Source organism: Gallibacterium salpingitidis, assembly GCF_001678495.1.
Lineage (GTDB): Bacteria > Pseudomonadota > Gammaproteobacteria > Enterobacterales > Pasteurellaceae > Gallibacterium > Gallibacterium salpingitidis.
This window is the reverse complement of sequence record NZ_JTJL01000001.1, coordinates 1-22,194: the sequence shown is the minus strand read 5'-3', so window position 1 is coordinate 22,194 and position 22,194 is coordinate 1. Positions and strand designations below refer to the sequence as shown.

Below are 22,194 nucleotides of genomic sequence, written 5' to 3'. Positions count from 1 at the left end.
CTAAATCAATGATAAATAAGAATTAGTTGAAAGATTTGGAGCTAGAAATATTAATGTCTACAAAATTACTTTTTAAAAAGTAAAAAAGGATAAAATTCTTTTTGTTAAACATTAATTACTAAAAGTTATCATCTAGTTTAGCAAGCGAAAAATAGCATACAACTTTACTTTATGCAAATAAGAATTAATATCATTTTTATAAAGAAAAGTTGATATGCAAAAAATGTGATTGCTAATTTTGAGAATGGAGTATTTTGGAAAAGGAATTAGTAATTTGGATTCGATAACCAGCGGCATTATCTGATGAAGACACCATAAATAGTGCCGCAATTTGATGCTCTTCTGCGAACATCAACGCTTCATTCCCAAGAAGAAAAAGTGCCGTTGCATAACCATCTGCTAGCATACAATTTTCAGCCAAAACAGTGACTGACAAAATTCGTGAGATACTGCTATAACCTGTCTTAGTATTAATTTCGTGAGCTGCTATTTTTCCTTTATCTTTGAAATAATTACGATAATTCCCCGATGTTGCGATCCCCATCGTAATATCTTTAAATGTTAAGATTTGTTCATAAACGCCACCACCCCATTGTGGACGTTCTAATCCAACCACCCAAGTTTTCCCATCATTATTACCTGATAATCTCAATTCACCACCAATTTCAACTAAGTAATGATGAAATCCTAACTTTTCTAAAAACATTGCTACCTGATCAACGCCATAACCTTTCGCAATAGAACATAAATTGATCTGGATATTTGGATGTTGTTTACACAAGCCTAATTCATTCAATGTCAATGCTTGATAATTAACGTGTTGCAAGGCTTGTTTTATCTGTTCAGATTGAGGATGTTCATTAACTTCTGTTGTACCAAATCCCCATAAATTTACTAATGGCGCAACAGTAATGTCGTATATTCCTTTAGTTTCTGTACAGATTTTTAGTGCATTTTCAACCACATAACGCATTTCATTACTAATAGGAATAGCAGAATTAATATTTAAATTTTGATTAAATTGAGAAATTTCTGATTGTGGAAGGAATGGAGAAAATTGTTGATTTACTACCGCTAATACATCTTCTATTCCAGATTGAATCGCGTGCAATTGTTCATCTGGAATAGATTCTGCAATTTTTACTGTCCATTGAGATGCCATCGTTTCGCCAGAAAAGGTGACCATTTTATACCTCCCGAATAATTAAGAATTATTCTCATTATAAACAGTAAAATAACTATTAATAAAAAACTTTTAACTATTTCTCGCAAATTCCGCCGCTTCGGCAATTAATGCTTCATCAGGACGAACACCAGTATAAAGCTCAAATTGTTCTACCGCTTGTAATACTGCCACCTCTGCACCAGAAATAATCACTTTATTTTGTTGGCGTGCATATTGAATAAATGGTGTTTCTACCGGCAGTGCTACCACATCAAATGCGGCTTTCGCTTGATTAATCAACGCTTCCGGGAATGGTAAACTAAACTCCTCTTTACCACCCTTCATACCGATTGGAGTAACATTAATCAAAATTTCAGCGTTTTGCTGATCCAATTTATTAATATAAGAATAACCGTATAAATTGGCTAAATAGGTTCCAGTTTCCACATTTCGTGCATAGACAGACACACGAGAAAAACCTGAATTTTTAAACGCCGCTACTACTGCTTTCGCCATACCACCACTACCATGAACAATCACAGACATATTCTTATCTAATTGATATTTTTCGATTAATTTAACAATCGCAATATAATCCGTATTGTATGCTTTTAAATAACCGTCGGTATTAACAATAGTATTTACTGATTCAATCGCTTTCGCAGATGCAGAAATTTCGTCTAAAAAAGGCATACAACTCTCTTTAAACGGCATTGATACTGCACAACCACGAATTCCTAAAGCACGCACCCCTTTCACCGCATGTTCAATATCTTGGGTAGTAAACGCCTTATAAATAAAATTTAAGCCTAATTTTTCATAAAGATAATTATGAAAACGTGTACCAAAATTACCCGGTCTGCCAGCAAGTGACATACAAAGTTGCGTATCTTTATTAATCATTCTTTTATCCTTAATAGATCATTAATGAAGTAAAACTACTAGCACCTTATTGTACTAACGCCTTATTTATTTCATCGGCAAATTTTAGCATTATCTTTAACCATTGTAGGATTATTTCTTACAATCACCGCCAGATTTATCACTGGTTAATGCTATAATTTCGCCAAAACACCAACAAATGCTGTAATAACAAAGGATTTTGCATGGATTTTTCAGAATTATTAGATGGTTTAAATGATCGCCAACGTGAAGCAGTTGCGGCACCATTAGGCAACTATTTAGTGTTAGCAGGCGCCGGCAGCGGTAAAACCAGAGTGCTCACCTATCGTATCGCTTGGTTAATTGGTGTTGAAGGTGTAAGTGAAGCCTCAATTATGGCGGTTACTTTTACCAATAAAGCCGCCGCAGAAATGCGTCATCGTATCGAAGACTTATTAAAAGATCATATCCAGCCTCCTTTTGGAATGTGGGTTGGTACTTTCCATAGTTTGGCGCACCGTTTATTGCGCCGCCATGCTCTAGACGCAGGCTTACCACAAGATTTCCAAATCCTTGATTCTGAAGATCAATTACGTTTAATTAAACGCTTAATCAAATCTTATAATATTGATGAGGGTTTATATCCGCCGAAACAGGCTTGTTGGTTTATTAATAACAAAAAAGATCTAGGTTTACGTCCAGAACAAATCGAAACCAAAGATGCAGAGTCGCGCAAATGGGTGGAAATTTATCAAATTTATCAAGATGCGTGTGATCGTGCAGGTTTGGTCGATTTTGCCGAACTATTACTGCGTACGTACGAATTATGGCTGAAAAAACCATTAATCTTGCAGCGTTATCAACAACGTTTCCAACATATTCTGATCGATGAATTCCAAGATACCAACAATATCCAATACAATTGGGTAAAATTACTCGCAGGACAAACTGGCAAGGTGATGATTGTTGGTGACGACGATCAATCTATTTATGGCTGGCGTGGCGCACAAGTGGAAAATATCCACCGTTTTCTTACCGATTATCATGCGGACACAATCCGCCTAGAGCAAAACTACCGTTCGACAGAAAATATTCTGCAATCAGCTAATATCCTTATCGCTAATAATGAAGGGCGCTTAGGTAAAAATCTATGGACAGAGGGCAATAAAGGCGAACCTGTTGGTATTTACCAAGCATTCAATGAACAAGATGAAGCTCGTTTTGTCACTTCACAAATCAAACAATGGGTTGAAGATGGTGGCAGTTATGATCAATGTGCGGTGTTATATCGTAGTAACCGTCAATCACGCGTATTAGAAGAGGCGTTAATTCAGGCTGGATTACCTTACCGTATTTATGGTGGCTTACGCTTCTTTGAACGCCAAGAAATTAAGGATGCTTTAGGCTACTTACGTTTAATCTCAAATCGCCAAGATGACGTTGCGTTTGAACGTGTGATTAATACCCCAACACGCGGTATTGGTGATCGTACTGTAGATATTCTGCGTCAAATTGCTCGTCAACAATCTATCCCACTTTGGGAAGCAACACATTTAGCAATCGATGAAAAGTTAGTACAAGGGCGTGCTTCTTCCGCTTTATTACGCTTTATCGAATTAATTAATGCGTTAGAAACAGATACTGAAGCAATGTCACTATCTGAACAAACCGAATTTGTGATTAAACACTCTGGCTTACAAGAGATGTATAAAAATGAAAAGGGTGAGAAAGGAGAAGTACGCTTAGAAAACTTAGAAGAGCTCGTTTTTGCTGCAAAGGATTTCCAAAAGCCTGATGAAGCAGAAGAGATGAGCGATTTACTTGCTTTCTTAACCCACGCTTCATTAGAAGCAGGTGAAGGACAAGCTTCACCGCATCAACAATGTATTGATTTAATGACATTACACTCTTCTAAAGGGCTTGAATTTGATCGTGTCTTTATTGTGGGTATGGAAGAAGGTTTATTCCCAAGTGGCATTTCTTCTGGTGAAGAGGGGCGACTCGAAGAAGAACGCCGTTTAGCTTACGTTGGTATCACACGAGCAAAGAAAAAATTAACCTTATGCTATGCTGAGCAACGTCGTATTTATTCTCAAGAAGAAAAACGCATTGTATCTAGATTTATCAATGAATTACCAAAAGAAAATATTCAGGAAATTCGTTTACGTGGTACGGTTACTCGTGCAATCAATCGTGAAGCGGTTGGCTCTGCCAAACCATTGTTTGCAAATCAAGATTGGAAACTAGGACAAAAAGTGAAACACGCCAAATTTGGTTATGGCACTGTTATTAATATTGAAGGCAGTGAAGCAAACGTGAGATTACAAGTCGCATTTCAAAATCAAGGAATTAAATGGCTAATCGCTAAATTAGCCAACTTAGAAAAATTGTGATCTTTTGCGATCCATATGAAACTTTTTGCATTATAATATGTCCAAGCAGCCGTTCCAGAAACACAGGCTTTTTTACATTGAAAGGTAACTGTGTTATAACTGTAACGAATTTTTTAATTAAGAAGGTAATAATGACAAAAGAAATGCAAAGCATGATGCTTGTTCCACAAGGTAGTTTAGAAGCTTATATCAGGGCAGCAAACGAATATCCGATGCTGACTGCAGAAGAAGAAAAGGAGCTTGCAGAACGTTTGTATTACCATCAAGACGTTGATGCAGCTAAAAAATTAGTTTTATCTCACTTACGTTTTGTAATTCATATCGCACGTGGCTATTCAGGTTACGGTTTACCGCAAGCAGATTTAATCCAAGAAGGTAATATTGGGCTAATGAAAGCGGTAAAACGTTTTAATCCTGAAGTTGGTGTGCGCCTCGTTTCTTTTGCGGTTCACTGGATTAAAGCTGAAATTCATGAATATGTATTACGTAACTGGCGTATTGTGAAAGTTGCGACTACCAAAGCGCAACGTAAACTCTTCTTTAACCTACGTAAAACCAAACAACGTTTAGGTTGGTTTAATGCTGGTGAAGTTGATATGGTTGCCAATGAATTGGGTGTATCTGCGGAAGATGTACAAGAGATGGAATCTCGTATGAGCGGTATTGATATGGCATTCGACTTGCCAGTTGATGACGCAGAAGAAGCTTACGCACCAGCGCTTTATTTGGAAGATAAAAGTTCTAACTTTGCTGCTGACTTAGAAGAAGAAAACTTTGAAAGCCAAGCGACAGAACAATTAAGTGAAGCGTTAGAACAATTAGACGATAGAAGTCGCCATATTATTCAAACACGTTGGTTAGATGAAAACAAAGCAACCTTACAAGAATTAGCAGATCATTATGGCGTATCTGCTGAACGGATTAGACAATTAGAAAATAACGCATTGAAAAAACTAAGAAATGCAGTAACTTTTTAATTAACTATTTAGATTTACCCCCTGGAAACCCACATTGCTCGTAAAGAATGTGGGTTTCTTTTTATTCTTCACACAAATTTCCTCTTTTTTTGTTTTTGTCATCATTCTGTCATATTTGTTGCATAAACTGCTCCGCGTAGAAAGTTAATTCACTTAATGAGGAGAAAAATATGCTATCCAAAGTGCTTAAACAACTCGCCGTTTTAGCAGTTTCATTACCAATCCTTTCTCAAGCAAACGCATCTGAAATCACTGGCGCCGGCGCTTCTTTCCCATATCCAATCTATGCAAAATGGGCAGGACTTTACGAAAAAGAAACAGGAAATAAAGTTAATTATCAATCTATCGGCTCAGGTGGCGGTCAACAACAAATTATCGCCAAAACTATCGACTTTGGTGCTTCTGATGACCCAATGAAACCAGACGCATTAAATGAACATCAACTACTCCAATTCCCAGCTATCATCGGTGGTACCGTACCAGTCGTTAATATCCCTGAAGTTAAAGCTGGCGAATTAAAACTCTCTGGTGCTGTTATCGCTGACATCTTCTTAGGCAAGATCACCAAATGGAATGATCCAGCAATTGCTGCCCTTAATGAAGGTAAAACTTTACCAGAGAAAAATATCTTAGTTGTACGTCGTTCTGATGGTTCAGGTACAACCTTCGGTTGGACTAACTACCTTTCTAAAGTTTCACCAGAATGGAAAGAAAAAGTAGGTCAAGGTAAATCAGTTAAATGGCCTGTTGGACAAGGTGGTAAAGGAAATGAGGGCGTAGCTGCTTATGTGAAACAATTAAAATACTCTATCGGTTATGTTGAGTATGCCTACGCAAAACAAAACCAACTTGCTTGGGTATCACTACAAAATGCAGCTGGCAAATTTGTTCAACCATCTCGTGACAGCTTTATGGCTGCTGCCGCTAACGCAGATTGGGATAGTGCACCAGGTATGGGCGTAGTATTAACCAATGAACCAGGCGATCAATCTTGGCCAATCACTGCAGCAAGCTTCATCTTATTACACAAAAATGCAGTCAATGCAGAAAATACCAAAAACGTATTTAAGTTCTTCGATTGGGCTTTCAAAAACGGTAAAGATGCAGCGTTAGAACTTGATTATGTTCCTTTACCAGACAGTGTAGTAACACAAATCAAAGCACGTTGGAGTGCTGATGTGAAAGATGCACAAGGAAAATCACTTTACTAATTCAGTAATAAAATAAGAACAAAGACTGTGAACTAAAAATGTTCACAGTCTTTACCTCATCGAGATAAACACGATGCACAAAATTGATAATAAATGTCTTAATCACTCGTGGCTGGAAAAAGCTTTTAAACACACCACCCTCTTTTTTGCGTTGCTTGTGTTCGCAGTACTCAGCGCGATTTTAATTTCTTTAATTGTTGGCAGTTGGGATTCAATCAGCAAGTTTAGTCTTGCTTTTTTATGGACAAATGACTGGGATCCTGTGCAGGAAAATTATGGTGCCTTAGTTCCTATTATCGGTACGCTTATTTCTGCCGGTATCGCTTTATTAATCGCTGTACCTATTTCATTTGGTATTGCAACTTTCTTAACCGAACTTTCACCTGAATGGCTAAAACGCCCTATTGGTACTGCCGTAGAAATGTTAGCAGCAATTCCTTCAATTATTTATGGGATGTGGGGGCTATTCGTTTTCGTACCGTTATTTCAAGAATATATTCAACCTTATTTAATCGAATGTTTAGGTGATCTGCCATTTGTTGGCTTGTTATTCGCTGGCGCACCTTTCGGCATCGGTTTATTTACTGCCGGTTTAGTACTCGGCATTATGATTATTCCATTTATTGCTTCTGTAATGCGTGATGTATTCAGCGTTGTGCCGCCAATGTTAAAAGAATCTGCTTATGGATTAGGATCAACAACTTGGGAAGTCGTCTGGAAAGTTATTTTACCTTACACTAAAACTGGCGTAATCGGCAGTATTATGCTCGGTCTAGGACGCGCCTTAGGTGAAACAATGGCGGTCACTTTCGTTATTGGTAACGCGTTCCAATTACCAGATTCTATCTTCGCTCCATCTACTTCTATCGCTTCCGCTATCGCTAACGAATTTAACGAAGCAGGTGGCTTACAAAAATCAGCCTTAATGGAGCTTGGCTTAATTCTCTTCTTAATTACAACTATTGTCCTTGCCGCAGCACGCTTATTAGTGATGCGAATGACTAAGCATGAAGGAAGAAAATAATGAAAGATTATCAAAACCAACGTTTCTACTGGCGTAAAATCAAAAATCAATTTATGTTGGGGCTTGCCTATCTTGCTGTCGTTTTTGGACTTTTTTGGTTAATTTGGATTTTATCTACTTTAGTATTGAAAGGTGTTCCCGCACTTTCATTTGAGTTGTTCCTTAAACCGACACCAGCACCAAACGAATCGGGTGGTTTAATTAACGCCTTAATTGGGTCGATATTAATGGTCGCAGTTGCTACTTTTATTGCTACTCCGGTTGGTATTTTGGCAGGAACCTATTTAAGCGAATACGGGCGCTATACCCGTTTAGCACAAGTGACCCGCTTCCTTAACGATATTTTGCTGTCAGCACCATCGATCATTATCGGCTTATTTATCTATGCCATCTATGTATCGCAAGTCAAACACTTCTCAGGCTGGGCAGGCTCTTTAGCTTTAGCAATGTTAGTGATTCCAGTTGTGGTAAGAACCACCGACAGTATGTTGAATTTAGTGCCTAATAATTTACGTGAAGCCGCAGCAGCCTTAGGTTGTCCACAATGGCGTGTTATTACCATGATCTGTTATCGTGCGGCTCGTTCAGGGATTTTAACCGGCGTGTTACTCTCGGTTGCTCGTATCTCTGGCGAAACAGCGCCACTATTATTTACAGCACTTTCGAATCAATTTACTTCTTTCGATATGAATGCACCAATGGCGAACTTACCTGTGGTGATCTATCAATATGCAGCAAGTCCTTTTGAAGATTGGAATAACTTAGCTTGGGCAGGCGCAACCTTAATTACGTTGTTCGTCTTATCACTCAATATCATTACTCGCACTTGCTCCAAAAAACATCATAAACGAGGATAATCATTCATGAATCAATTACCTAGCAATGTAGATGCAAAACTCACTATTAATAATCTCAATTTCTACTATGGCGATTTTCATGCGTTAAAAAATATCAATATGCAAATTGCCAAAAATAAAGTCACTGCATTTATCGGGCCATCAGGTTGTGGGAAATCAACTTTATTACGCACCTTTAATCGTATGTTTGAGCTTTATCCAAACCAACGTGCCACCGGTGAAATTAATTTAGATGATGAAAATCTACTTACTTCTGATATTGATATTGCGATTATCCGCGCAAAAGTCGGTATGGTGTTCCAAAAACCAACCCCATTCCCAATGTCAATTTATGACAATGTCGCTTTTGGTATTCGTCTATTTGAAAAATTACCAAAATCAGAACTCAACGATCGTGTTGAATGGGCATTAACTAAAGCTGCTTTATGGAATGAAGTGAAAGATAAGCTCAATCAAAGTGGTGATAGCCTTTCTGGCGGTCAGCAACAACGTCTTTGTATCGCTCGTGGTATTGCCGTAAAACCGGAAGTCTTATTATTAGATGAACCTTGTTCTGCTCTCGACCCAATTTCTACGATGAAAATCGAGGAATTAATTACAGAATTAAAACACGATTACACCGTTGCTATCGTTACTCATAATATGCAACAAGCTGCGCGTTGTTCCGACTACACCGCCTATATGTATCTTGGTGAATTAGTTGAATTTGACGAAACCACGAAGATCTTCGACAAGCCAAAATACCAACGGACAGAAGATTACATTAAGGGTAAAATGGGGTAATTGCCCACCAAACAGCTCGAGGATAGTTATGCCTGGTAAAATTTTAGTAGTAGAAGATGAACGTGCAATTCGTGAAATGATTGTACTCTATTTACTCAAGCAACAATATGAAGTGATTGAAGCGGAAGATTATCAAAGTGCAGTCAATAAAATGGCAGAAAATCCCGAGCTGATTTTATTAGATTGGATGTTGCCAGGACGTCCAGGCATTATGTTTATTGATTATCTAAAGAAACAGGAAGCAACTGCTAAAATCCCAATTATTATGCTTACTGCTCGTAGCGCCGAAGAGGATTGTATTACCTGCCTCAATGCTGGTGCTGATGATTACATTACCAAACCATTTTCCCCGAAAATTCTGTTAGCCCGTATTGAAGCACTCTGGCGTCGTAGTTACGATCCTCCAAGTCATTTGGTAAGTATGGATAACCTCTTACTTGATGAAAAATCTCAACGAGTCACCATTGAGGGCAAAACGGTTGAATTAAGTGCCACTGAATATCGCTTGTTACATTTCTTTATGACTCACCCAGAAAAGGTCTATTCTCGGGAACAACTCCTCGATTTTATTTGGGGTAATGATATTTATGTTGAAGATCGTACTGTCGATTCTTATATCCGTCGCTTACGCCGTAGTTTAGAACCTTATCAATGTGATCGCTATGTACAAACAGTGCGCGGTTTCGGTTATCGCTTTTCTAACCATTTTCAGGATTAATTTATGAAGCTCCATCTTTCGCTAAAACATCTCATTTTAGAAATTGTATTAGCTGTTGGTATTGCTTTTATCTTTAGCCTGTTTTCTGAAAATTTTCTCTTTTGGTTCTTGATCTTCTTAGTGTTATTACTGATTTGGCACCATTACAATGAATATCGTTTATTAGAATTGCTCAATCCAAACAAATCCACAAAATCGATCAAAGCCCTCTCCGCTATCGACCATATCTCACAAACAGCAGCTTATTACAATCAACGTTCTCGACGAGAAAAAGTTAAAACCTTACGCTTACTTTCTAAGTTAAATAAGAATATTCAATATCTGCCCGATGCAATTATCATCTGTGAACATAATGGTGATATTTCGTGGTGTAATCAGGTTGCTCAAGAAATGTTTGAGTTTGTCTGGGATAAAAAAAGCGATAAAAATATTTTTAAAGTGATCTTTTATCCTGAATTTAAACACTATTTCCGCCAACCTCGTTTAAGCAAACGTAACCGTCCATTAGTGCTGTTAACGCACAATAAACGCTATATTGAATTTAATCTTAACAGCTATGACAGTGAGTCTTATCTGATCGTGGCTCGTGACGTGACTTCCTTTATTCGTCTAATGCATTCACGTCAAACTTTCCTTGCTAATATGAACCACGAATTACGCACACCATTAACTGTCTTACAAGGTTATTTGGAAATGCTAGATGGCGACTTGGATAACCCAATGTTGCAACAAAAAGCTATTGAAGCAATGAAAGAACAAAGCCAACGAATGGCAAATTTATTACAACAACTTAGCTTATTGGCAAAAATTGAAAACATTAATAATGCAGAACACGAATTGGTCGATCTTTCTCAATTAGTTTTATCGTTCCAAAAAAATACCGATATTATCAATCACGCCGAACAACAAATTATTTTTTCCGTTACACCTGATATCAAAATGATGGGAGATGAACACCAATTACAAAGTGCGGTATCAAACCTCATTTATAACGCTATTCGCCATGCAGGCGATCAAGCCACTATTGAAATTAGTCTGCATCCTTGTAAACAAGGGGTGCGTTTTAGCGTTAAAGATAACGGCATTGGTATTGAACCGCAACATTTAGCCCATCTAACCGAGCGTTTTTATCGCGTTGATGAATCACGCAGTAATAAAACTGGCGGCAGTGGTTTAGGGCTAGCGATTGTGAAACACGCTTTAGAACAACACCATACTGTTTTAGAAATTGAAAGTGAAATCGGTAAAGGTAGTGAATTTTCCTTTATCATTAAAGCAGATTTGTTAGTTTCCGCTACAAATCAATAACTTGCAATTTATATGATTAAAATAAATCGTATCTATTAAGCGATATTCCACCTAAAAAAATCCCCGCATTACGCGGGGATTATTGGGGAGAAAAAACGACTAACGATTATTCACCGTAGTACGCTTTTGTGAGAATTTCCATCATATCTTCAACCATTGGCAAACGTGGGTTTGCTGGTGAACATTGATCTTCAAAGGCAAGTAATGCAAGATCACGACGAGCATCCATAAATTCTTGCTCGTTGATACCTTGTTCTTTGAAAGACATCTTGATACCAATTTTTTGTCCCAATTCTTTACATGCTTGTGCATAAGCTTCAACAGCTTCTGCTGGAGTCGCACAAGGCAAGCCAAGCATTCTAGCGATTTCTTGATATTTCACATCTGCTTTATAGTAATTGTATTTCGGCCAAGTCGCAGTCTTAGTCGGACGAGTACCGTTATAACGAATGACATATGGCATTAAAATCGCATTGGTTCTACCGTGCGGAGTATGGAAACGTCCACCGACTTTATGTGCTAATGAGTGAGTCATACCTAAGAACGCATTCGCAAACGCCATACCTGCGATAGTTGAAGCATTGTGCATTCTTTCTCTTGCTTCTGGATCACTTGCACCATTCTTCACAGAACGTTCTAAGAACTCAAATACCAATTTAATTGCTTGCAATGCTAAACCATCAGTAAAATCATTTGCTAAAGTTGATACATAAGCTTCAGTTGCATGAACTAACACATCGTAGCCAGAATCCGCAGCAACGTGAGCTGGTACAGTCATTGTTAATGCTGGATCAACAATCGCAATTGTCGGTGTTAATGAGTAGTCTGCAATTGGATATTTCTTATCGCCTTCACTAATTACCGCAAATGGTGTCACTTCTGAACCTGTACCTGAAGTGGTTGGAATACCGATAAATTTCGCTTTACGTCCTAATTGTGGGAATTTGAACGCACGTTTACGAATATCCATAAATTTTTGTACAAGATCGCGGAAATCCACTTCTGGTTGTTCGTAGAATAACCACATTACTTTTGCTGCATCCATTGCAGAGCCACCACCTAATGCAATAATAGTATCTGGTTGGAAATTGCGGAGTAATTCAACACCACGACGTACTGTTGCAATACTTGGATCCGGTTCAACATCAGCAAATAATTGATAAGTAACGTGATCACCGCGCATAGTAAGTTGTTTTGCAATTTTCTCAACAAAACCTAAATCCACCATTACTCGGTCGGTTACAATCACAACACGTTCAACGCCTTTCATTGATTGTAAATATTGGATTGAATCACGTTCAAAATAGATTTTTGAAGGCACTTTGAACCATTGCATATTATTTCTCCGTCTGCCAACTCGTTTGATATTTAATAGGTTCACCGCACTTACGTTGTTACCAACAGAGTTTTTACCGTATGAACCACAACCTAATGTTAATGATGGTAAGAATGAGTTATACACATCACCGATACCACCAAAGGTTGACGGAGAGTTCCAAATAACGCGAATGGCTTTAACACGTTCACCGAAAGTTTTCGCTAATGCTGCATCAGAAGTGTGAATTGCGGCAGAGTGTCCTAAGCCATGGAATTCCACCATTTGTTCTGATTTATTTAAACCATCTTCCACACTTTCTGCTTTTAATAATGCCAATACCGGAGAAAGTTTTTCACGAGTTAACGGCTCTTTTACACCGACTTCTTTACATTCTGCTAAAAGAATATTGGTATTAGCCGGTACACTGAAACCAGCTTGTTCAGCAATCCACGCAGCTGGTTTACCTACTACTGCTGCATTTAATTTTGCTGATGCACAGTTTGTGCTATTTGCTTTTGCGCCAAAGATATATTCTTCTAATAATGCTTTTTCTTTCTTATTCACCAAATAAACGCCATAAGATTGCATCTCTTTGATGAAATCATCGTAAATTTCTTTATCCACGATTGCCGCTTGTTCGCTCGCACAAATCATTCCATTATCGAATGATTTTGACATTACGATATCGTGTACTGCTTGTTTTAAATTAGCACTTTTTTCCACATATGCTGGTACGTTACCTGCGCCAACACCAAGTGCTGGTTTACCGCAAGAGTAAGCAGCTTCCACCATCGCATTACCGCCAGTTGCTAAAATAGTTGCAATACCAGGGTGTTTCATTAATGCTTGTGTACCTTCCATTGATGGATGCTCAATCCATTGAATACAATTTTTTGGCGCACCAGCTTGCACCGCAGCTTCATAAACTACTCTTGCAGCGTGAGCGGAACTTTGTTGTGCTGACGGGTGGAACGCAAATACGATTGGGTTACGGGTTTTTAAAGCAATTAAAGATTTAAAAATTGCAGTTGAAGTTGGGTTTGTTGTTGGGGTAATACCACAAACAACACCGACTGGATCAGCAATTTCTGTAATTCCTGTAACATCATCTTCTTTAATAACACCAACAGTTTTAAGATGACGCATATTGTTGACAACATATTCGCAAGCAAAAAGGTTTTTGGTTGCTTTATCTTCAAATACACCGCGACCTGTTTCCTCATAAGCGTGCATTGCTAACACACCATGTTGATCAAGTGCAGCGACAGAAGCTTTAGCTACGATGTAATCGACTTGTTGTTGGTTTAATTGACGAAACTCTTCTAACGCCACTAAACCGTTTGCAACGAGTTGATCCACTTCTGCTTGAGCAGGACTTACAGCAACTTCAGTTGTTTTACTCATAATGATTTCTCCAAAAATTAAAAATTATTTTAACTGATAAAATTATATCTATTTGAAGTTAAACTTTTTGGGGTATTACATCATTATCTGATCTAGCTCAATTTCTGTGTTACCCATTTGTTACAGTCGTTTAAACCCTGTTGAAGTATCGTTTTTAATTCTTAATAAATCGCTATTTTTTATGTGATCTTTATGAATTTTCGTTCTATATTAAGAAAGAATTTATCTTAAATAAGGATGCTTTTATGGAACCGATGATCTATAACACTGATAACACCAAAAAATGGGCAACTATCGCTTATTGGCTCTACATTCTCTCCTTTCTCGTTGGTTTTTTAAGTATTGTTGGTGTTGTCATTGCTTATATCTTTCGTGATGACGCCCGCGGTTCTATCTTAGAAAGCCATTTCACTTACCAAATCAGAACCTTTTGGATTGGTTTACTATACAGTTTTATCGGCGTTGTACTTTCACTCATTTTTATTGGCTATTTCATTCTGTTATTTACCTTGATTTGGCTATTAGTGCGTTCTATTAAAGGATTACGCGCACTCGGCAAAGAACAACCTATCTTGAATGAAAAAACGTGGTTATTTTGATCTGGTTGCTTGTGAAGCAAGCTTTTAGTGCCTAGAATATTGTCTTTATCACGCAAAAAGAGGCTTTAACTATGTCCGCACTTACCGCTTTGCAGCAAGAAACTAGAGAAATTATTGATCAACTTTTAAATGACGGCAGCGATCCTGATGCGTTATATATTATTGAACACCATATTTCTCATCACGACTTCGATAAATTAGAAAAAATCGCAGTAGAAGCATTTAAATTAGGTTATGAAGTATCAGAAGCTGAAGAGTTAGAAACAGAAGATGATACTGAAGTTTACTGTTTTGATATTATTAGTGAAATCGCTCTAAAAGCCGAACTAATTGATGCACAACAAGCGGAATTGCTGCCAATGATAAAAAAACATCAAGGAACTTATGACGGTTGGGGCACCTATTTTGAAGATCCTAATGATGATGAAGATGAATATGGTGAAGACGGCGAATTTTTCGATGATGAAGATTAATTATGCGTGATACACTTTTTACAGCACAAAAGTCTGTCGAAAAATGCCCGCAATGTGGGCATTTTTTACAATTAAAGCGTGGCAAAAAAGGACTATTTTTAGGTTGCAGCCAATACCCTGAATGCGATTATCTTCGCCCCTTGCATTCACAAACTTTGGGCGAAATTCTAAAAGTATTGCCAGAACAATGTCCCGAATGTTCACATTCACTAGTATTACGCCGCGGTCAATTTGGCATGTTTATCGGTTGCAGCAATTACCCGCAATGCCATTTTATTGTGAATGATGAACCGGAGAAAAACGATTATCAGTCAGTTACTTGCCCAGCGTGCCGACAAGGTCAGCTTATTGCTAAACGCGGCGCTAAAGGGAAAGTCTTTTTTGCTTGTAACCATTATCCACAATGCCGCTTTAATGTTGCACAACAACCAATAGAAAAAAGCTGTCCGAAGTGTCATTTTCCATTAGTATTTCTAAAAAAAATGACCGATCAACAAATTAGTTATCAATGTTTAAATAGAAGTTGTAAACATATTTTTTATGAATCAAATGAATAACTTAGACTATATTATTACGCAATTAAAGCAAGGTGAAGTTATCGCTTATCCAACTGAAGCTGTTTTCGGTTTAGGATGCGATCCTTTTAACGATAATGCGATAAAAAAATTATTAGCACTTAAACAACGCCCTGTTGAAAAAGGATTAATCTTAATTGCACCAACATTAAATTATTTCGATCAAATTATTGATTTTGCAAAGATTTCTACAGAACAATTACAACGTTTGCAACAAATTTATCAACGTCCAACAACTTGGATCGTACCGGTTAAATCCACTGTTTCGTCTTTATTAACCGGAAAATTTCATAGTATTGCGATTCGTTTATGCCAACATCCTGCAGTAGTGCAACTTTGCCAACAAGCTAATATGCCGATCACTTCAACAAGCGCTAATTTATCTGGGCAGCCACCTTGCCGCCATTATCAAGAAGTATTGGCTCAATTTGGTGAAGATTTTCCTGTCCTGAAAGCAGAAGTTGGAACAGCAAAAAATCCATCAGAAATTCGTGATCTCTTTACTAATCAAATCGTTAGACAAGGATAATAATTATTATGCAGCAACATCAGTATGCCGTCTGGGGTAACCCTATCGCACAAAGCAAATCTCCGCTGATTCACAAACTATTTGCACAACAAACCGCCAAAAACCTCACTTATACTGCCAAATTAGGTGATTTAGACCAATTTGAACAACAGCTAATGCAATTTTTCCAACAAGGAGCGAATGGTTGCAACATTACTGCGCCATTTAAAGAACGTGCCTTTGCTTTAGCAAATCAACATAGTGAACGTTGCCAGCTTGCACAAGCCTGTAACACTTTAAAACGATTAGCTGATGGCTCACTCTACGCGGATAACACTGATGGCGCCGGTTTGGTAACCCATTTACAACATTTAGATTGGTTGCAGCCCCAACAAAAAATTTTATTATTGGGTGCTGGCGGAGCAACAAAAGGCGTACTTTTCCCACTATTACAAGCGCAGCAAAAAATTGTCTTAGCGAATCGTACTCTAGAGAAAGCAATTGATTTAGCTGAAAAATTTTCCGCTTATGGTGAAATTACTGCCACCACGCTAACCGAAATTCCAGCGCAATCCTTTGATTTAGTCATTAATGCCACTTCAAGCGGATTACATGGTCAAGTTGCGCCAATTGCCGATAACATATTACTTCAATGCAGTCATATTTATGATATGCAATACACACCAAATGGAGTAACACCATTTATTCAACATTGCCAAAATTTAGGGATCAAGCAATACAGTGATGGTTTAGGAATGTTAGTTGCACAAGCTGCTCATGCATTCTATTTATGGGAAGGCGTTATGCCTGAAATCGATCAGCTCTTGGCCAATCGAGAGTGGTTACATCAGTAAGAATAGTGTGGCATCAGCCACACTCATTCATTTCAGAAATGACCGATATTTAGCAAATTTTTCTACAAAAAAATCGATAACACATTTTACACGTTCAGATATCAAGGATTTATGAGGATAAAGCATTACTAATTGATATTCACTTTTATCATGTAATTTAGGCAAAATAATCTTTAACCTTCCTGCTTTTAATGCTGGTTCTAATAAATAATTCGGTACTTCACCGATCCCCATATTATTGAGTAAAGCAATCATAACAGCCTCCGGATCAGAAACTGTTAATAATTGATTAGATGGATAATACAACTTAAAAGAACCATCAGCACAACGAAATCGCCAAGGAACGATTTGCCCATTAGCAAAACGTCTAAAAATATGACGATGTTGATTTAATTCATCTAATGTTTTTGGCTCCCCATAGAGATTCAAATATTCTGGAGAAGCTGCAAGACGAATATCTAATGGCATCAAAGGACGTAAAATTAGTGAAGAATCAGCAACTTTAGCACCGCGGATTACTAAATCATATCCTTCCTTAACAACATCAACTAATCTATCCTCAAAATCCAAATCATATTGAATATTAGGATAACGTTGATGCAATTCTGGCAACAAAGGTAAAACCAAATGTTTTCCTACAACATTTGCAACAGAAATTCTAACTGTTCCCATTGGTGAATCAGGTTGAAACTTTAAATGATCAAAAACATTTTCTAGTAAAGTTATTGCACTATCTGCTTCTTGCAGTAAACGAAAACCTTCTTGCGTTAAATTCAAATTTCTTGTCGTACGATTAAATAATCTCACTTTTAACAAATTCTCTAAAATAGAAACATTCTTACTGACAGCAGCAGGAGTAATATTCATTGCTCTTGCTGCTGCGGAAAAACTTCCTAATTTAGCCACTTGAACAAAACATGGCAGATTTTTTAATAACTGTTCATTCATCATCTTTTTTAACTTTTTGTTGAAAATCCTATTCCAATTTAATCATTTTAAATAGGTATTATGCTTATTACAATAAATCATCAAGAACAAATAATTAAGGAGATCTTAAATGAAAAAACGTGTAAATCACTTTGCAACAGTACCTCAATTAGCTCAAGCAATTACAAATTTTTCTGAACAAACAGCAAAAATTTCAATAGAAAAATCATTGCAACATTTAATAGATATTCGAGCATCGCAACTTAACCAATGTGCATTTTGTTTGGATATGCATGTTAAAGAAGCTAAAATTGATGGAGAACGTGAATTACGTTTATATCACTTAACCACTTGGCGTAAATCACATCTTTTTAGCGATCGAGAAAAAGCAGCATTAGCACTTACAGAAACGCTAACGCAAATTGATGGATTAGGTGTCAATGATGAGTTATATGCTTATGTCAGCCAACATTTTTCTGACGTTGAAATTTCTGAATTAACATTCAAGATTTCTCTAATTAATACTTGGAATCGTTTAATGTTATTAAGCCTGCCTAAAGCTGGATCAATGGATAACTTATTTGGTTTAGATAAAGCTCAATTATCATAAAATTGTACTAAATACTAAAACGATAAAAGGAATACATAGCCTGTATTATCGTATTCCTTTTATATTTAACTAATATTTAAAAATTTTTTATTTTTACGACACAACTCGCAATTTTTCATCCAATCTCTTGGGGATTCAATATATCAACCTACAATCGAGCCACTCTATTTTGTTCGTTAGGTGGTGACGATGCACAACAGATTGACTCTTTCACTGATAGTATCTTTTTTTCCATTAACTGGTATTGCTGCACAGTCCGTTGTACATGCAGATCAACAGTTCCAACGTCAACAATTAGAGCAGCAACAGAAATTTGAGCAACTCACTGAAACACCAGCAGTACGCTTATCGACAGAACACCTTACTGTTAATGATACAAATACAGCTATATCGAATACGCCTTGTTTTCCAATTCAACACATTGATGTTATTGACTATGATGCGCAACCTTCATCAACTAAACCAGAAATTTCACCAAGCCGATTTTCTACGTTACTCAAAAATAGCACCACATTACCAATCTGCCTAACAGAACAAATTCTCAATCAATTACTGACACAATGGCAAAATAAACTCATTGATCGCGGTTTTATTACCACTAGAGTGTTGGTTCAACCACAAGATTTACGCCAAGGCAAATTAACTGTCACTGTCGTATTAGGTCGAATTAGCAGATTACAGTTACAAGATCAAAGCGAATTTCCAAAAGCCACTAATGCTACAATCTGGTTTGCTATGCCAATGAAACAGGGAGATCTGTTAAATTTACGTGATTTGGAAACTGGCTTAGAAAATTTACGGCGTAATTCTTCGGTGAAAGCTAATATTGAGTTATTTGCTCATCCAGAACAAATTGGTGGTACTGATGTCGTCATTGCATTTCAACAAGGTAATCCTTTTTCCTTCACACTCTCTTTAGATGATGCTGGCAGCAAAGCTACTGGTCGTTTTCAAGCAAGTGCAGCGTTATCGGCAGAAAATCTATTTTCTTGGAATGATCTACTTTATGGTAGTGTCACTCGTAGCATCAAAACCAATAACGATGATAATAAAGAGGATCATGGCAGCCAGAATCTTAGTTTTTATTATGCTTTACCTTGGAAAAACTGGTTATTCACCCTTTCCCATTCAACCTTTAATTACCACCAAACCATACCAGGTGCTTTTGAAAAAATAGAGTTTTCAGGTAAGAGTATTCAATGGCAGGCGAATTTAAGTCGTTTACTCTATCGAGATGCACAACGTAAAACCACACTTACTGCAGGTTTCTGGTCAAGACGATCTTTTAACTATGTCGATGGCGACGAATTAGCTATTCAACGCAGACGTATGGCAGGTTGGCAAGCTCATTTAAACCATACCGAATATTTAGGTAATGCAATTTGGCAATTTCAACTTGGCTATAAACAAGGTACTGGTGCAGATCGTGCTTTAGCTGCACCAGAAGAATTATTTAATGAAGGTACCTCTCGTCCCAAAATCTTTAATGCAAAAATTCAATTTACCTATCCATTTATGCTTGGTAAACAACCTTGGCAACTACACAGTGAATGGCAAGCACAATGGAATAAAACTCCGTTAATTCAACAAGATAAATTTAGTATTGGTGGTCGTTATACTGTTCGTGGTTTCGATGGGGAATTAACCTTATCGGGCGAACGCGGTTGGTTTTGGCGCAATGAATTAGCCTGGAATATTGCTAATCGAGGACATCAACTGTATTTCGCACTTGATCATGGTCGTGTTGATGGACGCAGCACCGAAGATCTTTTAGGTAAACAACTCACTGGCGGTGCTATTGGCTTAAAAGGAAATTTGTTCGGTTTCAATTACGACGTTTTTGCTGGAGCACCAATCAATAAACCGCAAGGTTTTCAAACATCCCGTATTACCACAGGCTTTAATCTTAGTTATCAGTTTTAGCGGAGGATCTTATGTTTAACACCAACTTCCCTTATCGCTTAACACCTTTAGCTACAAATTTATTTGGTTTACTTGGTTATTTCTTTATCTCAACAGCCACAGCTGAACAACTTGCTATATTGCCAGATAAAAATGCCCCTATTGCACAGCGTCCTACAGTAGTGAACACAGCAAATGGGATTCCACAAGTCAATATTCAAACTCCCAACAGTAAAGGATTATCTCATAATCAATATCGTCAATTCGATGTTGGTCAAAAAGGGGCAATCTTAAATAACGGTCGTAAAAACAGTGAAACTCAACTTGCTGGTTGGGTGCAAGCCAACCCTAATTTATTAGCTGGCGAAGCCAAAATTATTCTTAATGAAGTGAATAGCTTACGTCCTAGCGAACTAAAAGGTTATATTGAAGTTGCAGGACAAAAAGCGGAAGTGATAATCGCTAATCCTAATGGTATTCATTGTGATAGCTGCGGCATTATTAATGCTAATCGCACAACATTAACCACTGGTAAACCTCACATTCAACAGCAAGAAATCACGCATTATCGAGTCAATAACGGCAAGATTGCTATTACAGGAAAAGGTTTAGATAGTTCACGTTCAGACTATACCGATATTATTGCGAAAAATGTGCAAATTGATGCTGGTGTTTGGGCAAAAGAATTAACCGTCATTACGGGAGAAAATCAAATCATTCCTCACGCTACAACCCAAAATGGCGTCGTATATATTGGTGATCGCAATAAATCTACAACAGAAACACATTATTCAGTCGATGTAAGTCATTTAGGTGGTATGTATGCTGGACAAATTAGACTCATTGACAACACAGATGGTCTAGGGGTACGCAATGCAGGACATATTGGTGCGGCAGCTGGTGAAGTAAAAATTACTACTACAGGAGAATTGATTAATACTGGGTATATTGGCGCTCCTCAAGATATTACTCTGCAAAGCCAACATCAAATCGGAAACACAGGAACAGTTTATACTCAACAAGGAAATCTGCAAGCTACCAGTAAACAGAAAGGGATTCAACAACAAGGTAGTTTGCTTGCCAAAGGAAAAGCCCAAAGTAAAGGCAATATCACCCTAAAAGCCAAAGAAACCATCAACCAATCCGGTGAGAGTTTGGCAGAAGGTAATATCGCTTATCAGGCGAAGAATATTGATGCTTCAACGACCTCTGTACTGGCAGCAGGTGTACGTTTTACGCCAACCGCAACAACAGAAGAGAAAACGATTAATCCACATAATGATCAAGGACAAACTCTCCACCTTGTTGCCGAACAACATACCGCTGCACATGGACAAAATCTTGCCTCTGATCATATCCATATTGAAGCGGCAGAGATTGATTTATCCCAAAGCCAAACCAGTGCAAATCGTCTGACATTACTCGCTAAACAAGATGATATTACGTTAGCCAATAGTGAAATCTTTATTGATAAAACGGCAACATTGCGTACACCAACGACACTTGCGACACCTAATGCAAAATTATTGGCTAATCATTTTCTTATCCAAGCCAATTATCTCAACAATCAACAAGGTTATTGGCAACAAACCGGTACCAATCGTTTAGATTTTCTATTGGCGCAAGGATTAAATAATCAGCAAGGTGTGTTACGTACACTCGGTGATTTAAATTACCAAGGTGCTCACTTTAATAATCAACAAGGC

At 37.6% G+C, this 22,194-nt stretch carries 20 protein-coding genes; 16 read left to right on the top strand and 4 right to left on the bottom strand.

Annotated elements, in window-relative coordinates; genetic code table 11:
- Nucleotides 1-232: 232 nt before the first annotated feature.
- Both QS62_RS00105 and QS62_RS00100 read right to left on the bottom strand, forming a co-directional pair.
- Nucleotides 233-1,186, bottom strand: coding sequence for an FAD:protein FMN transferase (locus QS62_RS00105; RefSeq protein WP_066104025.1), 954 nt, complete (start codon nucleotides 1,184-1,186; stop codon nucleotides 233-235).
- A gap of 69 nt (nucleotides 1,187-1,255) precedes the next feature.
- Nucleotides 1,256-2,068: a shikimate 5-dehydrogenase gene (locus QS62_RS00100; RefSeq protein ID WP_066104022.1), complete on the bottom strand. Its 813-nt coding sequence runs from the start codon at nucleotides 2,066-2,068 to the stop codon at nucleotides 1,256-1,258.
- A gap of 203 nt (nucleotides 2,069-2,271) precedes the next feature.
- Here QS62_RS00100 and uvrD point away from each other — a divergent pair, with 203 nt between their 5' ends.
- The 8 genes from uvrD (at nucleotide 2,272) to phoR (ending at nucleotide 11,318) form a co-directional block, all read left to right on the top strand.
- Nucleotides 2,272-4,440, top strand: a complete 2,169-nt coding sequence (uvrD, locus tag QS62_RS00095) for a DNA helicase II (RefSeq protein WP_066104019.1) — start codon at nucleotides 2,272-2,274, stop codon at nucleotides 4,438-4,440.
- A 131-nt stretch (nucleotides 4,441-4,571) separates the two neighbouring features.
- Complete coding sequence (gene rpoH, locus QS62_RS00085; protein ID WP_066104014.1) at nucleotides 4,572-5,417, top strand: RNA polymerase sigma factor RpoH; 846 nt, start codon at nucleotides 4,572-4,574, stop codon at nucleotides 5,415-5,417.
- A gap of 170 nt (nucleotides 5,418-5,587) precedes the next feature.
- Nucleotides 5,588-6,628 (top strand): phosphate ABC transporter substrate-binding protein PstS, encoded by a 1,041-nt coding sequence (gene pstS, locus QS62_RS00080; RefSeq protein ID WP_066104011.1) that lies wholly within the window; start codon nucleotides 5,588-5,590, stop codon nucleotides 6,626-6,628.
- Nucleotides 6,629-6,701: 73 nt separating this feature from the next.
- Nucleotides 6,702-7,652, top strand: coding sequence for a phosphate ABC transporter permease subunit PstC (gene pstC / locus QS62_RS00075; protein ID WP_066104008.1), 951 nt, complete (start codon nucleotides 6,702-6,704; stop codon nucleotides 7,650-7,652).
- The gene (gene pstA / locus QS62_RS00070) at nucleotides 7,652-8,509 is read left to right on the top strand and encodes a phosphate ABC transporter permease PstA (protein WP_066104005.1); all 858 of its coding nucleotides are present in this window, start codon (nucleotides 7,652-7,654) and stop codon (nucleotides 8,507-8,509) included. Before pstC ends, pstA begins: the two co-directional genes overlap by 1 nt.
- 6 nt (nucleotides 8,510-8,515) lie before the next feature.
- Nucleotides 8,516-9,292, top strand: coding sequence for a phosphate ABC transporter ATP-binding protein PstB (pstB, locus tag QS62_RS00065; protein WP_066104001.1), 777 nt, complete (start codon nucleotides 8,516-8,518; stop codon nucleotides 9,290-9,292).
- 28 nt (nucleotides 9,293-9,320) lie between these two features.
- A complete protein-coding gene (gene phoB / locus QS62_RS00060) occupies nucleotides 9,321-10,010 on the top strand; it encodes a phosphate regulon transcriptional regulator PhoB (protein WP_066103997.1) in 690 nt (229 codons plus the stop codon).
- A 3-nt stretch (nucleotides 10,011-10,013) separates the two neighbouring features.
- Nucleotides 10,014-11,318 carry a phosphate regulon sensor histidine kinase PhoR gene (gene phoR, locus QS62_RS00055; protein ID WP_066103995.1) on the top strand — a complete coding sequence of 435 codons (1,305 nt, stop codon included), beginning with the start codon at nucleotides 10,014-10,016 and terminating at the stop codon, nucleotides 11,316-11,318.
- A gap of 106 nt (nucleotides 11,319-11,424) precedes the next feature.
- On the opposite strand, the gene adhE is transcribed toward phoR, so the two are convergent.
- Nucleotides 11,425-14,040, bottom strand: a complete 2,616-nt coding sequence (gene adhE, locus QS62_RS00050; RefSeq protein WP_066103992.1) for a bifunctional acetaldehyde-CoA/alcohol dehydrogenase — start codon at nucleotides 14,038-14,040, stop codon at nucleotides 11,425-11,427.
- 245 nt (nucleotides 14,041-14,285) lie between these two features.
- Here adhE and QS62_RS00045 point away from each other — a divergent pair, with 245 nt between their 5' ends.
- The 5 genes from QS62_RS00045 to aroE all read left to right on the top strand — a co-directional run bounded on the left by QS62_RS00045 (nucleotide 14,286) and on the right by aroE (nucleotide 17,049).
- Entirely contained in the window at nucleotides 14,286-14,639 is a 354-nt protein-coding gene (locus QS62_RS00045; protein WP_066103989.1) for a DUF4870 family protein, read from the top strand.
- Nucleotides 14,640-14,710: 71 nt separating this feature from the next.
- Nucleotides 14,711-15,112, top strand: coding sequence for a ribonuclease E inhibitor RraB (gene rraB, locus QS62_RS00040; RefSeq protein WP_066103986.1), 402 nt, complete (start codon nucleotides 14,711-14,713; stop codon nucleotides 15,110-15,112).
- A gap of 2 nt (nucleotides 15,113-15,114) precedes the next feature.
- On the top strand, nucleotides 15,115-15,669 hold the full coding sequence (locus tag QS62_RS00035) for a DNA topoisomerase family protein (RefSeq protein WP_066103980.1): 555 nt from the start codon (nucleotides 15,115-15,117) through the stop codon (nucleotides 15,667-15,669).
- Nucleotides 15,662-16,216 (top strand): L-threonylcarbamoyladenylate synthase type 1 TsaC, encoded by a 555-nt coding sequence (gene tsaC, locus QS62_RS00030; protein ID WP_231923653.1) that lies wholly within the window; start codon nucleotides 15,662-15,664, stop codon nucleotides 16,214-16,216. Before QS62_RS00035 ends, tsaC begins: the two co-directional genes overlap by 8 nt.
- An 8-nt stretch (nucleotides 16,217-16,224) precedes the next feature.
- A complete protein-coding gene (gene aroE / locus QS62_RS00025) occupies nucleotides 16,225-17,049 on the top strand; it encodes a shikimate dehydrogenase (RefSeq protein ID WP_066103975.1) in 825 nt (274 codons plus the stop codon).
- A gap of 27 nt (nucleotides 17,050-17,076) precedes the next feature.
- Here aroE and QS62_RS00020 read toward each other — a convergent pair whose 3' ends face one another.
- A complete protein-coding gene (locus QS62_RS00020; protein WP_066103972.1) occupies nucleotides 17,077-18,000 on the bottom strand; it encodes a LysR family transcriptional regulator in 924 nt (307 codons plus the stop codon).
- Between the two features lie 106 nt (nucleotides 18,001-18,106).
- Here QS62_RS00020 and QS62_RS00015 point away from each other — a divergent pair, with 106 nt between their 5' ends.
- From QS62_RS00015 to QS62_RS00005, 3 genes are all read left to right on the top strand, one after another.
- Nucleotides 18,107-18,586, top strand: a complete 480-nt coding sequence (locus QS62_RS00015; RefSeq protein WP_066103970.1) for a carboxymuconolactone decarboxylase family protein — start codon at nucleotides 18,107-18,109, stop codon at nucleotides 18,584-18,586.
- A 189-nt stretch (nucleotides 18,587-18,775) separates the two neighbouring features.
- On the top strand, nucleotides 18,776-20,509 hold the full coding sequence (locus tag QS62_RS00010; RefSeq protein ID WP_066103967.1) for a ShlB/FhaC/HecB family hemolysin secretion/activation protein: 1,734 nt from the start codon (nucleotides 18,776-18,778) through the stop codon (nucleotides 20,507-20,509).
- An 11-nt stretch (nucleotides 20,510-20,520) separates the two neighbouring features.
- Nucleotides 20,521-22,194, top strand: a 1,674-nt coding sequence (locus tag QS62_RS00005; protein WP_156550022.1) for a filamentous hemagglutinin N-terminal domain-containing protein, incomplete at its 3' end; no start/stop codon positions are given.